Here is a 17,768-nt window from a genome sequence, read left to right as displayed (position 1 = left end):
CCATGGACGAATCCTTGGCCGTGGACCTGGCAACCGTCGTCGCCGAGCAGCCCGAACCCCTTCTCTTCGTCACCGTCTCCGGGGCCCATCTGTACGGGTTCCCGTCCCGCGACTCGGACGTGGATCTACGCGGTGCCCATCTGCTGCCGGCGGCCGAACTGGTCGGACTCGACGAACCGACGGAGACCCGGTCCCGGATGTGGGACCAGGACGGCGTCGAACTCGACCTGGTCTCCCACGACCTGAGGAAGTTCGTCCGGCTGATGCTCCGACGCAACGGCTATGTGGTGGAGCAACTGCTGTCCCCGCTCGTCATCCACACCACCGATGTCCACGCCGAGATGGTCGCGCTCGCGCCGGACGTGCTCACCGGCCACCACGCACACCACTACCAGGGCTTCGCCGTCACGCAGTGGCGGCTGTTCGACAAGACCGGCGAGCTCAAACCCCTGCTCTACACCTTTCGCGCCCTGCTGACCGGCATCCACCTCATGCGCAGCGCGACCGTACAGGCCCATCTGCCCACGCTGATCGAGGAGGTCGACGCACCCGCCTACCTACCGGAGTTGATCGCGGCCAAGGCGGAGGCCGAGCACGGTTCGGCGGTCGGGTTGGACACGGACGCGGTCCACCAGGATGTCGAGAAGCTTCACGCCGTGTTGGAGCAGGCCCAACGGGATTCAGCGCTGCCCGGTGAACCGCTGGCCCGCCGCGCCCTCGGCGAGCTGGTCATACGGGTCCGACTGGAGCGCTGACCTGCGGCGAACGCGGACCAGAAAGTCCTCGACGCGGGCCGGGTCGGGCCCCTCGGGCAGGGTGGTGTGCTCCCCGGCCGCGGTCACCTCCTCGCTGACGCGGGCCATCCTGGCCTCGAACTCGGACCAGGTCACCTCGCCGCGACGGACGGCGAGGAGCCGCTCGCGCTCGTCACCGACGTCGAGGACGAGTTCTCCCGTACGCAACAGATGTCGGCAAGTGATCATCAGCCGCAGCAGATGCATCGCGGGCTTCCAGCGCGGGGAGCCCGCGATGCGGACACCGGCGGTCAGCTTGGTGAACTGCCCCTCGGCATAGCGGACGAAGGTCCGCTGGACCTCGCGGGAGAGGAACGCCCCGCGGAGTGCGAGCAACTCCCGTCCCGTGTCGTCGATGTGCTCGACGAGGGGGGAGTGCAGACACTCCAGGATGTTGGGGTTGGCGCGCAGGGCCAGCTCACAGAACCGTTCCACCTCCCAGGAGAACTGCTCGGGCGCCGGGCCCTCCACATGGGTGGGGGGTTTGGCCAACCGCCAGTAGAGCGGGGTGGGGGCGAGGAAGACGCCCCGGCGGTCGGTGTCGCTCTCCTCGGTGGCCAGGCCGAAGGCCCGCGAGCCCATCACACAGGAGTAGACGGTGTGGTCGCGCACCAGGTCCTCGGGGGTCATGGGCCCAGGCTACGGGCCGCTGTGCAGGGGCGACCGGTGTGGTGCGGCCCTTGCGCCCGGTTCTTATCGTGCGGGTGCGGGTGCGGGTGCGGGTGCGGGTGCGGGTGCGGGTGCGGGCTGCACAGCGGCTTCAGCGGATCCGTCGGCTCTGGTGGCTCTGGTGGCTTCAGCGCGCGAGCAGGATCGTGTCCTGGGTGACCGTGATCTGCTCGGGCGGCAGGGGCCGGGTCGCCGGGCCCCGGGCCACCGATCCATCGGCCACCCGGAACCGGCTGCCGTGGCAGGGACAGTCGATCGTGCCGTCGGCGACTTTGTCGACAAGGCATCCCTGGTGGGTGCAGACGGCGGAGAACGCCTTGAACTCACCCGCCGTCGGCTGTGTCACCACCACCTTGGGGCCGTCGAAGACCTTGCCACCACCCACCGGGATCTCCGACGTACCGGCCAGTTCTTCCCCGTCGCCCGTGCGGGCCGGCGACCCGGTGGGCTCAGCGGTCCGGGCCGGGCTCTCGCGAGCGGTGTCCGAAGAGGCGGGGGAGCCATCTCCACCGCCGCCGCAGCCGGTGGTCAGCGCCGTCGCGCCGACCACCGCACCCGCCGCCAGCACCACATGTCGCCGTGTCGTCATCCTGTGCCTCCTCGGCCTCGACCAGCACCCCCTGGTGCATCTTCGCGCCCCGACGGGCCCGGGAGAAGCACGCCGCACTGTCGTGCCGAAACCCGGCGCGGTGAGGGTCGCGGGGCCGGGTCGAGCAGAGCCGAGGAGACTTCTCGTCTCATCGCCCCATGTCCTTGCCGACAAGTCACCCGAATGACCTCACCCGGATGCCGTCGCCCGCCGGGACCAGCCCTGGGACTTGTCGATATGCCGATCACATCGGTCACCCGGACGCCCGTCCCCTCCTGCGCTCACCCGGGCCCGTCCCCGCTCGTACGGCCCCGTCTCGCGAGCCGGTCGCCACGGCGCCCCACCCACCGGCTGACTACGCTGGAGACAGCTGCCGCACCGGCGGTGGAGCCAAGGGAGATGATGTGGCGGTACGAGCCGTCCGTGGAGCCGTCCAGCTGGAGCGGGATGACGCCGGACACATGAACGAGCAGGTCAGTGAGCTGCTCACCGCCATGCTGGAGCGGAATGCACTGGTGGCCGACGATCTGATCAGCGTCTGGTTCACCGCCACCCCCGATCTCCACAGCGACTTTCCGGCCGCCGCGGCCCGCGGCATTGGCATCGTCGACGTCCCCCTGATCTGCGCCCAGGAGATCGACGTCGACGGGGCGATGCCCCGGGTCGTCCGGGTGCTGGCACACATCGAGTCGGCCCTGGACCGGGCCGAGATCAGCCATGTGTACCTCGGTGCCACCTCCTCCTTGCGCAAGGACATCGCCCAGTGAGAACCGCCCTGGTGATCGGCACCGGACTGATCGGCACCTCCCTGGCCCTCGCCCTGGCCGGCCGCGGGGTGATCGTCCACCTCACCGACCACGACGAGGAACGCGCCCGGACCGCAGCCGCCCTCGGCGCCGGCACCGACGAGCCGCCGCAGGACAGGGTCGACCTCGCGATCGTCGCCGTACCGCCGGCGCACACCGCCGCCACGTTGGCCGCAGCCATGCGGGTCGGCACCGCCCGCGGCTACCTCGACGTGGCGAGCGTCAAGGGTGGGCCGCGCCGTGAACTGCAAGCCCTTGGCCTCGACCTCTCCGGCTACATCGGTACGCACCCCATGTCGGGCAAGGAGCGGTCCGGCCCCCTGGCGGCGACGGCCGATCTGTTCGAGGGGCGCCCCTGGGTGCTCACCCCCACCCAGGAGACGGACACCGAGGTGCTCAACCTCGCCCTCGAACTGGTGGCGCTCTGCCGTGCGGTCCCCGTCGTCATGGACGCGGATGCCCACGACCGTGCCGTGGCCCTGGTCTCGCACACCCCCCAACTGATCTCGTCGATGGTCGCTGCCCGGCTGCGCGAGGCCGACGAAACCGCCGTACGCCTCTGCGGTCAGGGCATCCGCGATGTGACCCGCATCGCCGCGTCCGATCCGCGGATGTGGGTCGACATCCTCTCCGCCAACCCGGGCCCGGTGGCCGACGTGCTGTCCGGGGTCGCGGCCGATCTCGACGAGACGGTGCGGGCACTACGGGCGCTGGAATCCTCCGACGAGTCCCTGCGTAAGGGCGGGGTGGAGGGCATCGAGGACGTGCTGCGCCGCGGGAACGCCGGACGTGCCAGGGTCCCCGGCAAGCACGGTGCCGCACCCACCTCGTACGAGGTCGTCGCGGTACTCATCGGCGACCGCCCGGGCGAGCTGGCGCGGATCTTCGCGGACGCGGGCCGGGCCGGCGTCAACATCGAAGACGTCCGCATCGAACACGCCACCGGGCAGCAGGCCGGTCTGGTGCAACTCATGGTGGAACCGGCCGCGGCGACGGTCCTCACCGCCGCGCTGCGGGAGCGGGGCTGGTCCATCCGCCCGTAGGTCGGGCCGCATGCGAACCGTGGACGACGCAGGCGCCGGTCGTACGGCGGGAGGGCGGACAGGACACCGACGACGGCCGTCCGGCCCACCCGCCGCCCGTGGTCATGGGCGGCGGTCGTCCGCGTGTCCTTGGCCGGTCCGGGCAATCGGTAACCTTGTCCGGGGCACGTCGGCATTCTCGCCCGCCCCGATCCATTACCTCAGGAAGGTGTCCGCCACCGTGGAATCCGTGATCGTCGCCATCGACGGCCCTGCCGGCACGGGCAAGTCGAGCACGTCCAAGGCCGTGGCCGCCGCCCTGGGGCTCAGCTATCTGGACACCGGCGCCCAGTACCGCGCGATCACCTGGTGGATGATCACCAACGGCGTCGACGTCGCGGACCCGTCCGCCATCGCCACGGCCGCGGACAAGCCCGCCATCGTCTCCGGCACCGATCCGTCCGACCCGACGATCACGGTCGACGGCGTGGACGCGGCGGGCCCCATCCGCACCCCGGAGGTCAGCGCCAAGGTCAGTGCCGTCAGCGCCGTGCCCGAGGTGCGGACCGCGATCACCGACCTCCAGCGCATCATCGCGGCCTCCGCGGTCACGGGAATCGTCGTCGAGGGCCGGGACATCGGCACCACCGTCCTCCCCGACGCGGATCTGAAGATCTTCCTCACCGCCTCGCCCGAGGCCCGGGCCGCGCGGCGCAGCGGTGAGCTCAAGGACGCCGACGTGGCCGCCACCAAGGAAGCCCTGATCAAGCGGGACGCGGCCGACTCCAGCCGGAAGGCGTCCCCCCTGGCCAAGGCGGACGACGCCATCGAGGTGGACACCACCGAACTGACCCTCCAGCAGGTCATCGACCGGGTGATCGCCCTGGTGGAAGCGAAGCGGGCCGCCCGGTGAGCGTGCCGTCCCCCAAGGGAGCGGCCGTCGGGCGCCGCATCGGCATCGGACTGATGTACGGGCTGTGGAAGCCGCGGGTGCTCGGTGCCTGGCGGGTTCCCGCTGCCGGTCCGGTGATCCTCGCCGTCAACCACTCGCATATCCTCGATGGACCCATGCTGATGGGGACCGCCCCCCGACCGGTCCACTTTCTGATCAAGAAAGAGGCCTTCGTCGGTCCGCTCGACCCCTTCCTCCTGGGGATCGGCCAACTGAAGGTGGACCGTTCGAGCGCCGATCGCACGGCCATCACCGGTGCGCTCGGCGCGCTGGAGGCCGGTGGCGTCCTCGGCATATTCCCCGAGGGCACCCGGGGCGAGGGCGACTTCGCGTCGCTGCGCGCGGGACTCGCGTACTTCGCGGTGCGCACCGGGGCGCCGATCGTGCCGGTCGCCGTCCTCGGCAGCGGCGAACGCGCAGGGCGGCTCGTCAAGGCCCTTCCCCCACTGCGGGGCAGGGTCGACGTGGTCTTCGGGGACGCCTTCGAAGCGGGGGACGGCAGCGGCCGGCGCACCCGCAAGGCGCTCGACGAGGCCACCGTACGCATCCAGGAGCGGCTCGCCACCCATCTGGAAAACGCCAGGCGCGCCACCGGTCGCACCGGTTAAGACTTGAGCAGGGACCGCACGAAAGCGGTCCGCCACGCGGCGGTAGCCGCACGATGATCTCGTGAGGAACGGACTTCATGAACGACCAGCACGACCACGGAGCGCTCGGCGATGCCGAGTACACGGAGTTCATGGAGCTCGCCGCGGAAGAGGGCTTCGACGTCGAGGACGTCGAGGAGGCGATTGACGAGGCCGGTCACGGACCGCTGCCCGTCCTCGCCGTCGTCGGCCGCCCCAACGTCGGTAAGTCGACTTTGGTGAACCGCATCATCGGCCGCCGTGAGGCCGTCGTGGAGGACCGTCCCGGAGTCACCCGTGACCGCGTCACCTATGAGGCGGAGTGGGCGGGGCGCCGTTTCAAGGTCGTGGACACCGGCGGTTGGGAGCAGGACGTCCTCGGTATCGACGCGTCCGTCGCGGCCCAGGCCGAGTACGCGATCGAGGCGGCCGACGCCGTGGTGTTCGTCGTGGACTCCACGGTCGGCGCCACCGACACGGACGAGGCCGTCGTCAAGCTGCTGCGCCGGGCCGGGAAGCCGGTCGTGCTGTGCGCCAACAAGGTCGACGGACCCAGCGGAGAGGCGGACGCCACCGCCCTGTGGTCGCTCGGCCTCGGCGAGCCGCACCCCGTCTCCTCGCTGCACGGTCGGGGTACGGGCGACATGCTCGACGCCGTTCTGGAGGTGTTGCCCGACGCACCCGCGCAGACCTTCGGAACCGTCGTCGGCGGGCCGCGCAGGATCGCCCTCATCGGCCGCCCGAACGTCGGCAAGTCGTCCCTCCTGAACAAGGTGGCGAACGAGGAGCGGGTCGTCGTCAACGAGCAGGCGGGCACCACGCGCGACCCGGTCGACGAGCTCATCGAGCTCGGTGGCGTCACCTGGAAGTTCATCGACACCGCCGGCATCCGCCGCCGGGTGCACCTCCAGGAGGGCGCGGACTACTACGCCTCCCTGCGCACCGCAGCCGCCGTGGAGAAGGCCGAGGTCGCCGTCGTCCTGATCGACGCCAGCGAGTCGATCAGCGTCCAGGACCAGCGGATCATCACGATGGCCGTGGAGGCGGGCCGTGCCCTGGTCATCGCCTTCAACAAGTGGGACACCCTCGACGAGGAGCGCCGCTACTACCTGGAGCGCGAGATCGAGACCGAGCTGGCCCAGATCGCCTGGGCCCCGCGGGTCAACGTCTCGGCCCGCACCGGCCGCCACATGGAGAAGCTGGTGCCGGCGATCCAGACGGCACTGGACGGCTGGGAGACCCGGATCCCCACTGGCCGTCTGAACGCCTTCCTCGGTGAGATCGTCGCCTCGAACCCGCACCCGGTACGTGGTGGCAAGCAGCCCCGCATCCTCTTCGGCACCCAGGCGGGCACCAAGCCGCCGCGGTTCGTCCTCTTCGCCTCCGGATTCCTGGAGCACGGCTACCGCCGCTTCGTCGAGCGCCGCCTGCGCGAGGAGTTCGGATTCGAGGGCACGCCGATCCACATCTCGGTTCGGGTGCGCGAGAAGCGCGGCCGGAAGAAGTAGCGGTCGCGTTCGACCGGACGACGTGACAGAGCGCTGCCCCGGATCCCCGCTCGCCTTCTGCGGGGGTCCGGGGCAGCGCTCGTGCGGGCCGGGCGGGAGCGTCGGCGATCAGACTCCGCGGCGCGGGCCGGGCGGCAGGGCCGCCGGATAGTGCCCCACGTGCGCGGGGCGAGGGACGGGATAGGGCTGCCATCCGGTGCCGGGGTAGTGCTGGGGGGCACTGGTGAGGGCACGCGGGCTGATCAACCCGGTTCCGAAGGACTCGAATCCGAGGTGCTCCTCGCCGGTCCGGTCGCCGGGCAGGGCCCGGAACGACCGGCGGTACTCGGCGTACAGCGCGTCATAGATGGGCGTGGGGGATTGGCCCGTGTAAGCCTCACGCGCGGGACGCATCCCGGGGATATGGCTCTGGTACGGCTGACGAGAGGGGTCGTATGAGTGCACGTTACGCAAACGACTCATAGCGCTCCCCGTCACTGCCCACGACACCCACGGGTGGTCAGGTGCCCGCGAGTGGCATCGCGGCGGCCACCAGTCGACCGCTCGCCGCCGCCTTCTCCAAGGCGTCCCGCAGCAGGTCTTCCCGTGGCTGCTGACCGATCGCGCCCACCGGGGCGGCGAACACCAGTACCGTGTGCGACTTGTTGGCCGCCGTGCGCCAGCCCTCGGTGACCTGGAGCGGCTGGTGGGCCTGCCACCAGGCGGCCGGGCTGCTCCCGATGGTGCCGGGCTGGAGCACGGCGTGCAGTTGGCCCATGGCCAACAGGATCGACCAGCCCTGGAGCTGGCCGGGCAGCCGATTGACGTTGTGCACCGGCTGGAAGCCCTGCTCGATCAGCAGCGGCAGGAACTCGTCCCCGTTGGTCCCGCTGGTGCCGGGACGGGCGATCGGTCCGGTGGGTTCGACGACGAGGGCCGGGTGGAGATCGCCGTCGATCAGGATCAGACCGCTGGTGACTCCGAGCACGGCCTGACCGGGCGCGGCGTCGGCCGTCGGGGGGGAGGCCATGGTGCCCGTCTCCTCGCCGGTGATCGATCGGACGGCGCCCTGAAGCTCGGATTCGGCGACCTGGACCACCTGGGAGGGGATGCAGGTGGCGTGGGCGAAGGCGAGGACGGCGGTCTCCTCGCCGACGAACAGCACCGTGCTGGTGCGCTCGCGACCGGTGTCACCCGGGGTGCGGCAGGAGGTGCAGTCGTAGCTGCCCGGGGCGTTCTCGCCGGCGAGCAGCCGATCGGCTTCTTGGTCTCCGATCTCGGCGCGTACGTCCTCGCTGACGTCGAGCATCACGGGTGGCTCCTAGGACTCGATCAGGTGTGCCGGGCTGTTCCCGGCTCATAAAGAGTTCAACGGTGAGGTGTGGTCGGAGTCACGCTCGATGAGGACATCGGTGGGAGATCGGAGGGAACCCGTCCCAATCGACCGCGTTAACGATCAGAAATATCGACGAAATTGCCTACTCTCCGTCAACCATGGGTAAACGCAGAGAGTTTTGGTCCGTGAACCAACTCACAGCCCTGCGCGTGAACGGGGCGGTATATCGGGAAATCCGGCGCTCAAGTGGGTGGCCTGAAAGGGTTGTTACCTAGGGTAATGGGCAACTGGCCTGCCCGGAACGTCGATTCATTGCCGAGCGCCCGTCGCTCTCTCTAGATTCCGCCCTGTGCAGAGCGCACCGCCCGGGACAGCCCGCCTCGCCCGCATTGCCAGTGCGGTCCGTAGCTGCCACACCGGATCGCCGAACGAGGGCTTTGGCCCAGTCGGCGATCACCGCCTCCGGCGGGCTGGGCGGGGCGGCTCCCGACGCCCAACGCGTTGCGGGGCCGCGCCGACTTGAGGCACCCCGGCGCCTTTGAGAGGGATTCGATGTTCACGAGTTCCCGTTCGACGCCCGTTTCCCCGCGCACCCCCCGACGGTTGGCGACGCTGGTCGCCACCGCCGTGGTGGCGCCCCTGGCACTGCTCAGTGCCACCACCGGCCAGGCCAGCGCCGCCGACAGCGGCGTTTGGGACCGCATCGCCCGGTGCGAGAGCGGCGGAAACTGGCAGATCAACACCGGCAACGGCTACTACGGCGGGCTCCAGTTCTCGCCCGCCACCTGGCGGGGCTTCGGCGGAGCCGCGTACGCACCCACCGCCGACCGGGCCAGCAAGGCCCAGCAGATCGCGATTGCCACGAAGGTCCAGCGGGTGCAGGGCTGGGGAGCCTGGCCCACCTGTTCGGCCCGGGCCGGCGCCTACGGCAGCCCACCTTCGGCTGCGAACCCGCAGGGGAACCCACCCGCCAAGAGCAAGGGCACCAAGGGCGCCAGTGCGAAGAAGTCCCAGGTCAAGGCGTGGTCGGCGCCCGAGGCGCGTACCGTGAACCGCTCGGCCGACCGCAGTGGCCGTGACGGTGTCCGCCGCGGTGACTACACCGTCCGCTCCGGCGACACGCTAGGAGCCATCGCCGATGCCCACGGGCTGTCCTGGCGCGCCTTGTACGCCGGCAATCGCGGGGTGATCGGCGCCGATCCCGACTTCATCCTGCCGGGTCAGCGCCTCTCGTTCTGATGCACCGTCACCGGCTCCCGTTCGACCCGCATCGAACGGGAGCCGGTGTGTACGGCCCGACGAACCGGAGTACTTGCAGCACCTGACGTCCATTCAACTGCTGTGTCGGTAAGGCTTCGACATGCTCGGACATGATCATGTCACCCTGGAAAAGGGGGTGTTGGTGGTTCCTGGAGCGCATCGGTTCAGGCGACTCGCTACAACTCACCTGTCACCCAAGCGACTCCAGAAAAGGTGACGCACCAGTAAAGTCCATTCCTGACCACATTTGATATCTGGGGGAACGGACGCTACGGCGTATGCGCATCTCTTTTCTGCTCCACAACGCCTATGGGATCGGCGGCACGATCCGTACAACTTTCAATCTTGCTGAGGCCCTTGCCGCACGTCATGACGTCGAGGTCGTTTCCGTCTTTCGCCACCGCGATGACCCACTGATGGGGACACCGGAGGGCGTCACCATGAGACACCTCGTCGACCTCAGGAAGAAGAGCCCCGACTACGACGGCGACCACCCGGACTACAGCCGGCCGGCCCGGCTCTTTCCCCGGGGGGACGGACGCCACAAGCAGTACAGCGTCCTCACCGACGCCCGGATCGGCGCACACCTGCGCGGTCTGGAGGCCGATGTCGTCGTCGGAACCCGCCCCGGGCTCAACGTCCACATCGCCAGGGAGGCCCCCAAAGGGCCGATCCGGGTCGCCCAGGAGCACCTGACGCTGGACAGCCACAGCTATCGACTGCGCAGGGAGATCGGCTACCGCTACCCCCTCCTGGACGCAGTCACCACCGTGACCGAGTCGGACGCGCGGGCCTATCGGGGCCTGCGGCTTCCCGGCGTACGGGTCGAAGCGGTGCCCAACGGCGTTCCCGCCCCCGCCGTGCAGCCCGCCGACTCCACCGCCAAGTGCGTGGTCGCGGCCGGCAGGCTCACCCGGGTCAAGCGGTATGACGTCCTCGTGGAGGCATTCGCACGCGTCGTCCTGGAACGGCCCGACTGGAAGCTGCGCATCTACGGCAGCGGCGATGCGACCGGCAACGAGCGCGATGCGCTCACCGCACTGATCGAACGGCACGGATTGGGCGACCACGTCTCCTTGATGGGCAACGCCAACCCCTTGGAGAAGGAGTGGGTCAAGGGGTCGATCGCCGCCGTGACCTCCGCCCGGGAGTCCTTCGGCATGACGATCGTCGAGGCCATGCGGTGCGGGCTGCCCGTCGTCTCCACCGACTGTCCGCACGGGCCGCGCGAGATCATCTCGGACGGGGTGGACGGGCGGCTGGTGCCGGTCGGTGACGTGGGAGCCGTCGCGAGCGCACTCCTGGAGCTGATCGGTGACGAGGACCTCCGCAGGCGCACCGGTGCCGCAGCGCTCGCCGCGTCCGAACGCTTCGACCCCGCACGGATCGCTGCCCGGCACGAGGAACTCTTCACCCAACTGTTCGCCCAGGCCCGCGACAACGGTTCCCGCAGTGCGCTGAAGGACGCCGTGCACCGCGGGCGCGGCATGCTCTACAGCGCGGTCTACGCCCTGCGGCACTTCGCGGGTGATGTGGTCCGCCGGCTCAAAGGGAGCAGGCGGCCGACCAAGCCCGCCTGACGTGCCGAAGGCCGACCGAGCCCGCCCCGGTCCTGCGCGCGGTGGCCTTCGTGCGAGTCCGCCCCCGTACATCCGCGTGCCGTGGTGCGCCGTACGGGGGCGTCACCACGCGCGTACACCGCGCTTCGGCCTCTGAGTCTTCGTCGCCCGAGATTGCGGACAGAAGCTGTCCGCAATCGCTGGCAGACTGTGACCCATGTTGGAGACCTCCGCACGGCTACTGCGTCTGCTCTCACTCCTCCAGGCCCACCGCGAGTGGTCCGGCGCCGATCTCGCGGATCGACTCGGCGTCACGCCCCGAACCGTCCGGCGCGATGTGGACCGGCTGCGCGAACTGGGCTATCCGGTGAACGCGAGCCCCGGCACCGGTGGCGGCTACCAGTTGGGGGCCGGAGCCCAGCTGCCCCCGTTGCTGCTGGACGACGAAGAGGCGGTCGCCGTGGCGGTCGGATTGCGGGCCGCAGCCGGTCAGGGCATCGAGGGCATCGGCGAGACCTCCGTACGCGCCCTGGCCAAACTGGAACAAGTCCTCCCGCACCGACTGCGCCGTCGGGTGGGCGCCCTCAACGCCTTCACCGTGCCGATGATGCGCTCGCCCCGCTCGCCGGTGGACGCCTCCGTCCTCGTCGAGGTGGCCCATGCCTGTCGGGACAGCGAACAGCTCCGCTTCGAATACCGCGACCACTCCGGCGCCACCACCCGACGCACGGTCGAACCGCATCGCCTCGTCTGCACCGAGCGCCGCTGGTACCTCGTCGCCTGGGACGTCGACCGGGCCGACTGGCGCACCTTCCGGGCGGACCGCATCACCCCCCGGCCGCCCCACGGCCCTCGGTTCTCGCCCCGGCCGGCACCCGCCGAGGACCTGGCCGCCTATGTGTCCGCCGGGGTCTCCATCCGGACGTACGCGGCGCAGGCCACCGTGCGCCTGAAACTGCCGATGGAGGAGGCCGCGCGCGTGGTCGGCCCGTCCGACGGGGTCCTTGAGCCCATCGACGATCACAGCTGTCTGCTGAGGACCGGGGCCGCGAGCCTGGAGGTGCTGGTGATCCACGTGTTGTTGATGGGCGTCGACTTCGAGGTGATCGAACCGGTCGAGTTGACGCACTACGTCAGACGGGCCCGGGACCGGTTCTCCCGCGCGCTGGGCGACGAGCCCACAGGGGGGACCGATCGGGCGGTGGGGAGCGGTTGACGGGAGGGGTGGGCGCGCGCCCGGGAGAGGGCCGGGTGCTGAGTGGTACGGCGACGATGCGTTGTGCCGCGGCGTTGGATAAGAGGGGGAGGTGTGCGGAAGACGTGAATTCTTCGTGCCACTGCAGAGGCTCTCTGGTAACTGCCCCTACGAATTCATCGTGCGAATTCCCAGCGCCGGGCAAAGCGGTCCGAATTGCGGTGGGAATGGTGTCTGCTTACGTGTTCGAGTGCGAGGGCATCGGCCGACCGCATGTCTGACCGAAGGTCGGTGTCCTGTGACAGAAGCGTGACCACTGGGGGACGTGAAGCGGTCCGAACCGTTCTCCCGCTCTGCTTCCGTCACCGTCCGCTGCGGCCTACGGTGGATGTCATGGCACCCATACCGTCTTCCGCTCCACGCCCCGACGACGAGCCCGACTCCTATGTCGGCCTCCCCGCCGAAACCGCCGAGGAGCGAGCCCGACGGCGGGGCTGGACCAGTGTGAGGTCCCTGCCGCCCGGGACGGTGATCACGCTGGAGTACGTGGTAGGCCGGCTGAACTTCGAGGTCGCCGACGGCCAGGTCAAGCGCTGCTGGGCCGGCTGAATCCGCGGGCCGGCCTTGACCGGGCACCGCCTGTGGGGCCGGTCCGATCCGCCGGGCTCCTGATGTGCCCGGCTCCTGGCAAGGCGGCCGGGTAGCGATGAGGGCCCCGACCGTACGGTCGGGGCCCTCATCGCTGCTCAGAGCGCGCGGTGCGCCTTCGTCAGCCGCCGTGCGTGGCACGCGTGGCCGGTGGCCGTCGCCCGCCCGACGGAGTGACCGCACCGCGCTCAGCCCGCCCCGCATGGTGTCTGGGCTGGGTGAACTGCGTCGTGGACCGGCCGCTGGGCGGCGCGGGAACCACCATGCCGCCCGCAGCGACGGGCGAGCGCACGGGCTCCGCCGCGCCGGCGGAGCCGGGCGTCGGCCTCCGGGGCACCAGGGCGCCGCGCGGACCGCCCGAGGCGACTGGCAAGGAGGGAGCGAGCCGCCGGCGCGCCCGCCACTGCTCGCGCTGCTCGAAGATCCACGCTTCGGTCCGTCCGATCAGCGGCTCGCACCAGGGCAGCGCCAGCAGGATCAACAGCCCCGCCGCCCAACCGAGCAGAACATCGCTCAGCCAATGGGTGCCGAGATAGACGGTGGTGAGACCGACACCGAGGGACACCGTGGCGGAGAGCGCCGACAGATATCGCCTGGTCTTCGGAGTGGTGGCCAGATATGCCAGGATTCCCCAGGTCACGACCGCGTTGGCGGTGTGCCCGGAGGGAAATATATCGCCGCCGGCGAAGAGCTCGGGTGATCCGATCTGGGTCGCGTAGTGGGGGCCGAGTCGGCCGAGGCCGATCTTGACGGCGCCGACGGTCGTGTTGAGCAACAACAGCGACACGCCGAGCACCAGCAGGGGCCGCAAGGTGTGCTGACGCCAGGAGCGCCAGCCCAGCCACGCGGCGACCATCACGGCCGTGGGCCCGCGCTGGCCGAGTACCACGAAGTAGTCGAGAAATGCATGCAGTTCCGGCCACTGCTGATACGGCCGGAACAACATCACCTTCCAGTCGATGATCACCAGCCAGGTCGAGGCAAGAACGGCGACGACGATGGCGAGGTAGAACGCAGACGTCCCGCCGAAGAGGGCGAGACGGGTGCGGCTCATCCGCGGGATCTCTATCTTCGGCGGTTCCGGCTCCCGGTCCAAGCGGGCGAAGATGTCGGTACGCACCCAATCGACGTTACAGCGAGTGAGCTGTTGGCTAGCCCGATCCAGCGTCTTTGTGATGACGATGTGATGTGGAGTGGGTCTCAGTCATGAGGGATATTCAAGGCCATCGGGAAAATCCCCCAAGGGCCACGTCTCATTTGCACTGACCCTTCTGTCGAATGTCCTTTCTGTGGTGTAAATCGGCGCCTGTGGGTAGTCGTATGAATTCTTTCTCATCTTGGGTGATGCTCTTCTCGGACCCGTCCGGCGCCCTCGTGCGCGGTGCACGAGGGCATGGGACAGCTGTATGCAGCGCTGGTCCGGCCCGTGTGTCGACCGGCCCCCGGGGCACCTGCGTGGCGGAGGCCACATACCTCGTCCCCCGACGGTTGGGGAACGGGCCTCATGTCTTCGGCTGGAACTGGCGTACGCTGACGGATCACTCGCCCGTCGATGCCTGGACCGCCTGAGGGATGTCCCCGTCCCCGGCTGGCCCGCCGAGCGCGAGGGAACCACGGGAGGTAGTGCATGTCAGGGATGACCACGGCCGTGGCGCGTCTGCGTGCCGTCGGCGGCGGTGGGAGCCGCTGGGTCGTCCTGCTGGTCCTGTGCGTCAGTCTGCTCCTGGTCGCGGTGGACGCGACCGTGCTCCACGTCGCCGTCCCGGCCGTCACCGAGGACCTGCGCCCCAGCGGAGTCGAACTGCTGTGGATCGTGGACGCCTACCCCTTGATCTGCGCCGCCCTCCTGATCCTCTTCGGCACCCTCGGCGACCGGGTCGGGCGTCGGTTGGTCCTGCTGATCGGCTACGGGATCTTCGGTCTGGCGTCCGCCCTGGCCGCTCTGGCCGAAACCCCCGAGATACTCATCGCCGCGCGCGCCCTGCTCGGCGTCGGCGGCGCCATGATCATGCCGGCGACCCTGTCGATCCTCCGGACGGTCTTCCCCGACCGGCGCGAGCGGGCCACCGCGATCGGGATCTGGACGGCGGTGGCCGCGGTCGGCGCCGCCACCGGGCCGGTTCTGGGCGGTTTCCTGGTCGAGAACTTCTGGTGGGGCTCGGTCTTCCTGATCAACATCCCGCTGATGCTGGTGATCTTCCCCTTGGCCCGCTGGCTGCTCCCGGAGTCCCGCGGCGGCCACGACGGGCCCTGGGACGTCCTGGGCGCACTGATGGCCGCAGCCGGAGTCCTCGGTGTGGTGCTCGGCGTCAAGCGGATTGGAGTGGGGCACGGCCCCTTCGACTTCGCCACCGCGCTGCCCCTCGTGGTGGGCGCGGTGCTGTTGGCGCTGTTCGTCCGCCGCCAGCGTCGCCGTCCCCGGCCGTTGATCGACGTGCGGATGTTCGCCACGGCCACCTTCTCCACCTCCGTCGGCTGCATCGTCCTCGCCATGCTCGCGCTGGTGGGGCTGGAACTGATCGCGGTCCAATACCTCCAGCTCATCCTCGGACTGGGCCCGATGGAAACCGGACTGCGCCTGTTGCCGTTGACCTTCGCCGCCATGGCCGCGGGCGCCAGCGGCTCGTACACCCTGCGGCGGGTGGGGCCGCGGCAGATGGCCGGTTGGGGTTTCGTCCTGACCGCCGTGGCCGTGCTGTTGCTGGTCATGATGGGTGAGCAGGACCGGCCACTCCTCCTCACCACGGGCTTCGTCCTGCTCGGCTTCGGCCTTCAGACCACCCTGTTCGCCGCGTACGAGTCGATGCTCAGCGAAGCCCCCGCCGAGCACGCGGGCGGTGCGGCTGCCATCGGCGAGACCTCCTACCAACTGGGCGCGGGGATGGGCATCGCCCTCCTCGGCAGCGTCATGAACGCCGCCTATGCCCCGGCCTTCCAGTCGTTGAACGGGGTCCCGAAGCCGGCGAGCGAGGCGGCGTCCCACTCCTTGGGCGGCGCGTATCGGATGGCGGACCAGCTCGGGGGCACGGCCGGTGAGGTGCTGCGCACCACCGCCCGACAGTCCTTCGTCCACGGCCTTCACATCACCCTGCTGGTGAGTGCGGGGCTCCTCCTCCTCGGTGCGCTGGCGGCGCTGAAGCTGCCCCGGCTGATGGACTGCACCGAGGTGCAGCAGCACTGCCCGCCGCCCCGACGTTCCGACGCCCTCGATCGGAGGCCCGGGGAGGCGCAGGTGCCGGCCCGCCGCAACGCCCCCGATGACGTCGATGCGCCCGGGGCCGGTGGAGACGCGGTACGGGCTGCACGCCAGGGGCGAGGCCCGGGGGCGGTCGGCAACAGTAGAGGGCACCGCAGCAGCGCAGGGGCGCCCGCTCCCGAGGAAACCCAGGTCAGCGGCGCAACGGACCGTGAGCCCTATGAGGTGACCTGGTCTGGACGGACGACGCGCTGACCCGTAACGTCGGCCCGGAGGCTAGCACTGCTAGTTTTAGCCCCGTCCTGCTGTTGCCGAGTCCGCGTGAGTGTTGTCCGCGCGAGTGTTGCCGGAGGCCGTCCGATGTCCGCACCGTCCAAGCCCGCCCCCTTCGATCCCCGCGATCCGCTCGGTCTCGACGAGCTGTTGAGCCCGGAAGACCTGGCCATCCGCGACACCGTCCGCACCTGGGCGACGGACCGCGTACTGCCGTCCGTCGCCGACTGGTACGAGCGCGGAGAACTGCCCGTCGTCCATGAACTGGCCCGGGAACTCGGTGCGCTCGGTGCGCTCGGCATGTCCCTGGAGGGCTACGGCTGCGCCGGTGCCAGCGCCGTCCAGTACGGACTGGCCTGTCTGGAGCTGGAGGCCGCCGATTCCGGCATCAGGTCCCTGGTCTCCGTCCAGGGCTCCTTGGCCATGTACGCCATCCACCGCTTCGGCTCCGAGGAGCAGAAGCAGCACTGGCTGCCGTCGATGGCGGCGGGGGAGACCATCGGCTGCTTCGGACTCACCGAACCCGACCACGGCTCCGACCCTTCGGCCATGCGCACCCGTGCCAAGCGCGACGGCACGGACTGGGTGCTGACCGGGCGCAAGATGTGGATCACCAATGGATCGGTGGCCGGCGTCGCCGTCGTCTGGGCCCAGACGGACGAGGGCATCCGAGGCTTCGTCGTCCCCACGGAAACTCCGGGGTTCTCCGCTCCGGAGATCAAGCACAAGTGGTCCCTGCGTGCGAGCGTCACCAGCGAGCTGGTCCTGGACGAGGTCCGGCTGCCCGTCGATGCCGTACTCCCCGGTGTCACCGGCCTCAAGGGTCCGCTCAGCTGCCTCAGCCACGCCCGCTACGGCATCGTCTGGGGTGCCATGGGCGCGGCCCGTGCGAGCTTCGAGTGCGCCTTGGACTACTCCCGTACGCGGGAGCAGTTTGGCAAGCCCATCGGTGGTTTCCAACTGACGCAGGCCAAGCTCGCCGATATGGCGGTGGAACTCCACAAGGGCATCCTGCTCGCCCACCACCTGGGCGTGCGGATGGACGCGGGCCGGCTCCGTCCGGAGCAGATCAGCTTCGGCAAGCTCAACAATGTGCGGGAGGCGATCGACATCTGCCGTACCGCCCGCACGATCCTGGGGGCCAACGGGATCTCCCTGGAGTACCCCGTGATGCGCCACGCGACCAATCTGGAGTCGGTGCTCACCTACGAGGGCACGGCGGAAATGCACCAACTCGTGCTGGGCAAGGCGCTCACCGGCCTCGACGCCTTCCGGTGAGCCCGCGCGCCGCGCCACTGGGACCGGCCGGCTCCCAGCGGCGCGGCGAAGCGCCTTCTGCGGGCCGGTCGACGGGCG

General features: G+C 69.9%; 17 protein-coding genes. 12 read left to right on the top strand and 5 right to left on the bottom strand.

What is annotated here, in order from left to right; genetic code table 11:
- Positions 1-2: 2 nt before the first annotated feature.
- On the top strand, positions 3-755 hold the full coding sequence (locus tag ABZ348_RS24910; protein ID WP_358936598.1) for a nucleotidyltransferase domain-containing protein: 753 nt from the start codon (positions 3-5) through the stop codon (positions 753-755).
- On the opposite strand, the gene ABZ348_RS24905 is transcribed toward ABZ348_RS24910, so the two are convergent.
- Together ABZ348_RS24905 and ABZ348_RS24900 are read right to left on the bottom strand one after the other, a co-directional pair.
- The gene (locus ABZ348_RS24905; protein ID WP_358936596.1) at positions 681-1,424 is read right to left on the bottom strand and encodes a nucleotidyltransferase domain-containing protein; all 744 of its coding nucleotides are present in this window, start codon (positions 1,422-1,424) and stop codon (positions 681-683) included. The two genes, ABZ348_RS24910 and ABZ348_RS24905, sit on opposite strands and share 75 nt — an antisense overlap.
- A gap of 166 nt (positions 1,425-1,590) precedes the next feature.
- Positions 1,591-2,052 carry a Rieske (2Fe-2S) protein gene (locus ABZ348_RS24900; RefSeq protein WP_358936594.1) on the bottom strand — a complete coding sequence of 154 codons (462 nt, stop codon included), beginning with the start codon at positions 2,050-2,052 and terminating at the stop codon, positions 1,591-1,593.
- A gap of 404 nt (positions 2,053-2,456) precedes the next feature.
- Between ABZ348_RS24900 and aroH the strand changes: the two genes are divergently transcribed.
- From aroH to der, 5 genes are all read left to right on the top strand, one after another.
- Positions 2,457-2,819, top strand: coding sequence for a chorismate mutase (aroH, locus tag ABZ348_RS24895; protein ID WP_358936592.1), 363 nt, complete (start codon positions 2,457-2,459; stop codon positions 2,817-2,819).
- The gene (locus tag ABZ348_RS24890) at positions 2,816-3,901 is read left to right on the top strand and encodes a prephenate dehydrogenase (protein ID WP_358936590.1); all 1,086 of its coding nucleotides are present in this window, start codon (positions 2,816-2,818) and stop codon (positions 3,899-3,901) included. Before aroH ends, ABZ348_RS24890 begins: the two co-directional genes overlap by 4 nt.
- A gap of 208 nt (positions 3,902-4,109) precedes the next feature.
- Positions 4,110-4,793: a (d)CMP kinase gene (gene cmk / locus ABZ348_RS24885; RefSeq protein ID WP_358936588.1), complete on the top strand. Its 684-nt coding sequence runs from the start codon at positions 4,110-4,112 to the stop codon at positions 4,791-4,793.
- Positions 4,794-4,846: 53 nt separating this feature from the next.
- Positions 4,847-5,440: a lysophospholipid acyltransferase family protein gene (locus ABZ348_RS24880; protein WP_358936657.1), complete on the top strand. Its 594-nt coding sequence runs from the start codon at positions 4,847-4,849 to the stop codon at positions 5,438-5,440.
- Positions 5,441-5,517: 77 nt separating this feature from the next.
- Complete coding sequence (der, locus tag ABZ348_RS24875; protein WP_358936586.1) at positions 5,518-6,966, top strand: ribosome biogenesis GTPase Der; 1,449 nt, start codon at positions 5,518-5,520, stop codon at positions 6,964-6,966.
- A gap of 108 nt (positions 6,967-7,074) precedes the next feature.
- On the opposite strand, the gene ABZ348_RS24870 is transcribed toward der, so the two are convergent.
- Both ABZ348_RS24870 and ABZ348_RS24865 read right to left on the bottom strand, forming a co-directional pair.
- Entirely contained in the window at positions 7,075-7,410 is a 336-nt protein-coding gene (locus ABZ348_RS24870) for a hypothetical protein (protein ID WP_358936655.1), read from the bottom strand.
- Between the two features lie 55 nt (positions 7,411-7,465).
- Positions 7,466-8,254, bottom strand: a complete 789-nt coding sequence (locus ABZ348_RS24865; RefSeq protein ID WP_358936584.1) for a hypothetical protein — start codon at positions 8,252-8,254, stop codon at positions 7,466-7,468.
- Positions 8,255-8,833: 579 nt separating this feature from the next.
- On the opposite strand from ABZ348_RS24865, the gene ABZ348_RS24860 reads away from it, so the two are divergent.
- The 4 genes from ABZ348_RS24860 to ABZ348_RS24845 all read left to right on the top strand — a co-directional run bounded on the left by ABZ348_RS24860 (position 8,834) and on the right by ABZ348_RS24845 (position 12,904).
- A complete protein-coding gene (locus ABZ348_RS24860; RefSeq protein ID WP_358936582.1) occupies positions 8,834-9,520 on the top strand; it encodes a transglycosylase family protein in 687 nt (228 codons plus the stop codon).
- Between the two features lie 299 nt (positions 9,521-9,819).
- Positions 9,820-11,121, top strand: a complete 1,302-nt coding sequence (locus ABZ348_RS24855; RefSeq protein ID WP_358936580.1) for a glycosyltransferase family 4 protein — start codon at positions 9,820-9,822, stop codon at positions 11,119-11,121.
- Positions 11,122-11,317: 196 nt separating this feature from the next.
- Positions 11,318-12,316, top strand: coding sequence for a YafY family protein (locus ABZ348_RS24850; protein ID WP_358936578.1), 999 nt, complete (start codon positions 11,318-11,320; stop codon positions 12,314-12,316).
- 372 nt (positions 12,317-12,688) lie between these two features.
- The gene (locus tag ABZ348_RS24845) at positions 12,689-12,904 is read left to right on the top strand and encodes an I78 family peptidase inhibitor (protein WP_358936576.1); all 216 of its coding nucleotides are present in this window, start codon (positions 12,689-12,691) and stop codon (positions 12,902-12,904) included.
- Between the two features lie 160 nt (positions 12,905-13,064).
- Here the strand turns inward: ABZ348_RS24845 and ABZ348_RS24840 are convergent, their stop codons facing one another.
- Positions 13,065-14,063, bottom strand: coding sequence for a phosphatase PAP2 family protein (locus tag ABZ348_RS24840; RefSeq protein WP_358936574.1), 999 nt, complete (start codon positions 14,061-14,063; stop codon positions 13,065-13,067).
- Positions 14,064-14,570: 507 nt separating this feature from the next.
- Here ABZ348_RS24840 and ABZ348_RS24835 point away from each other — a divergent pair.
- Both ABZ348_RS24835 and ABZ348_RS24830 read left to right on the top strand, forming a co-directional pair.
- Complete coding sequence (locus ABZ348_RS24835; RefSeq protein WP_358936572.1) at positions 14,571-16,394, top strand: MFS transporter; 1,824 nt, start codon at positions 14,571-14,573, stop codon at positions 16,392-16,394.
- Positions 16,395-16,499: 105 nt separating this feature from the next.
- Positions 16,500-17,690, top strand: coding sequence for an acyl-CoA dehydrogenase family protein (locus tag ABZ348_RS24830; protein ID WP_358936570.1), 1,191 nt, complete (start codon positions 16,500-16,502; stop codon positions 17,688-17,690).
- Positions 17,691-17,768: the final 78 nt, after the last annotated feature.

The sequence above is a fragment of the Streptomyces sp. NPDC005963 genome, assembly GCF_040638655.1.
Lineage (GTDB): Bacteria > Actinomycetota > Actinomycetes > Streptomycetales > Streptomycetaceae > Streptomyces.
Note: the sequence above shows the minus strand (reverse complement) of the source record. Positions and strands in the feature narration are given on the sequence as shown.

What these genes read in the sequence shown, in the direction of transcription:
- ABZ348_RS24910 (WP_358936598.1), top strand. Translation starts at nt 3, where the DNA reads ATGGACGAATCCTTGGCCGTGGACCTGGCAACCGTCGTCGCCGAGCAG.
- ABZ348_RS24905 (WP_358936596.1), bottom strand. Translation starts at nt 1,424, where the DNA reads ATGACCCCCGAGGACCTGGTGCGCGACCACACCGTCTACTCCTGTGTG.
- ABZ348_RS24900 (WP_358936594.1), bottom strand. Translation starts at nt 2,052, where the DNA reads ATGACGACACGGCGACATGTGGTGCTGGCGGCGGGTGCGGTGGTCGGC.
- ABZ348_RS24880 (WP_358936657.1), top strand. Translation starts at nt 4,847, where the DNA reads ATGTACGGGCTGTGGAAGCCGCGGGTGCTCGGTGCCTGGCGGGTTCCC.
- der (WP_358936586.1), top strand. Translation starts at nt 5,518, where the DNA reads ATGAACGACCAGCACGACCACGGAGCGCTCGGCGATGCCGAGTACACG.
- ABZ348_RS24865 (WP_358936584.1), bottom strand. Translation starts at nt 8,254, where the DNA reads ATGCTCGACGTCAGCGAGGACGTACGCGCCGAGATCGGAGACCAAGAA.
- ABZ348_RS24860 (WP_358936582.1), top strand. Translation starts at nt 8,834, where the DNA reads ATGTTCACGAGTTCCCGTTCGACGCCCGTTTCCCCGCGCACCCCCCGA.
- ABZ348_RS24855 (WP_358936580.1), top strand. Translation starts at nt 9,820, where the DNA reads ATGCGCATCTCTTTTCTGCTCCACAACGCCTATGGGATCGGCGGCACG.
- ABZ348_RS24850 (WP_358936578.1), top strand. Translation starts at nt 11,318, where the DNA reads ATGTTGGAGACCTCCGCACGGCTACTGCGTCTGCTCTCACTCCTCCAG.
- ABZ348_RS24845 (WP_358936576.1), top strand. Translation starts at nt 12,689, where the DNA reads ATGGCACCCATACCGTCTTCCGCTCCACGCCCCGACGACGAGCCCGAC.
- ABZ348_RS24835 (WP_358936572.1), top strand. Translation starts at nt 14,571, where the DNA reads ATGTCAGGGATGACCACGGCCGTGGCGCGTCTGCGTGCCGTCGGCGGC.
- ABZ348_RS24830 (WP_358936570.1), top strand. Translation starts at nt 16,500, where the DNA reads ATGTCCGCACCGTCCAAGCCCGCCCCCTTCGATCCCCGCGATCCGCTC.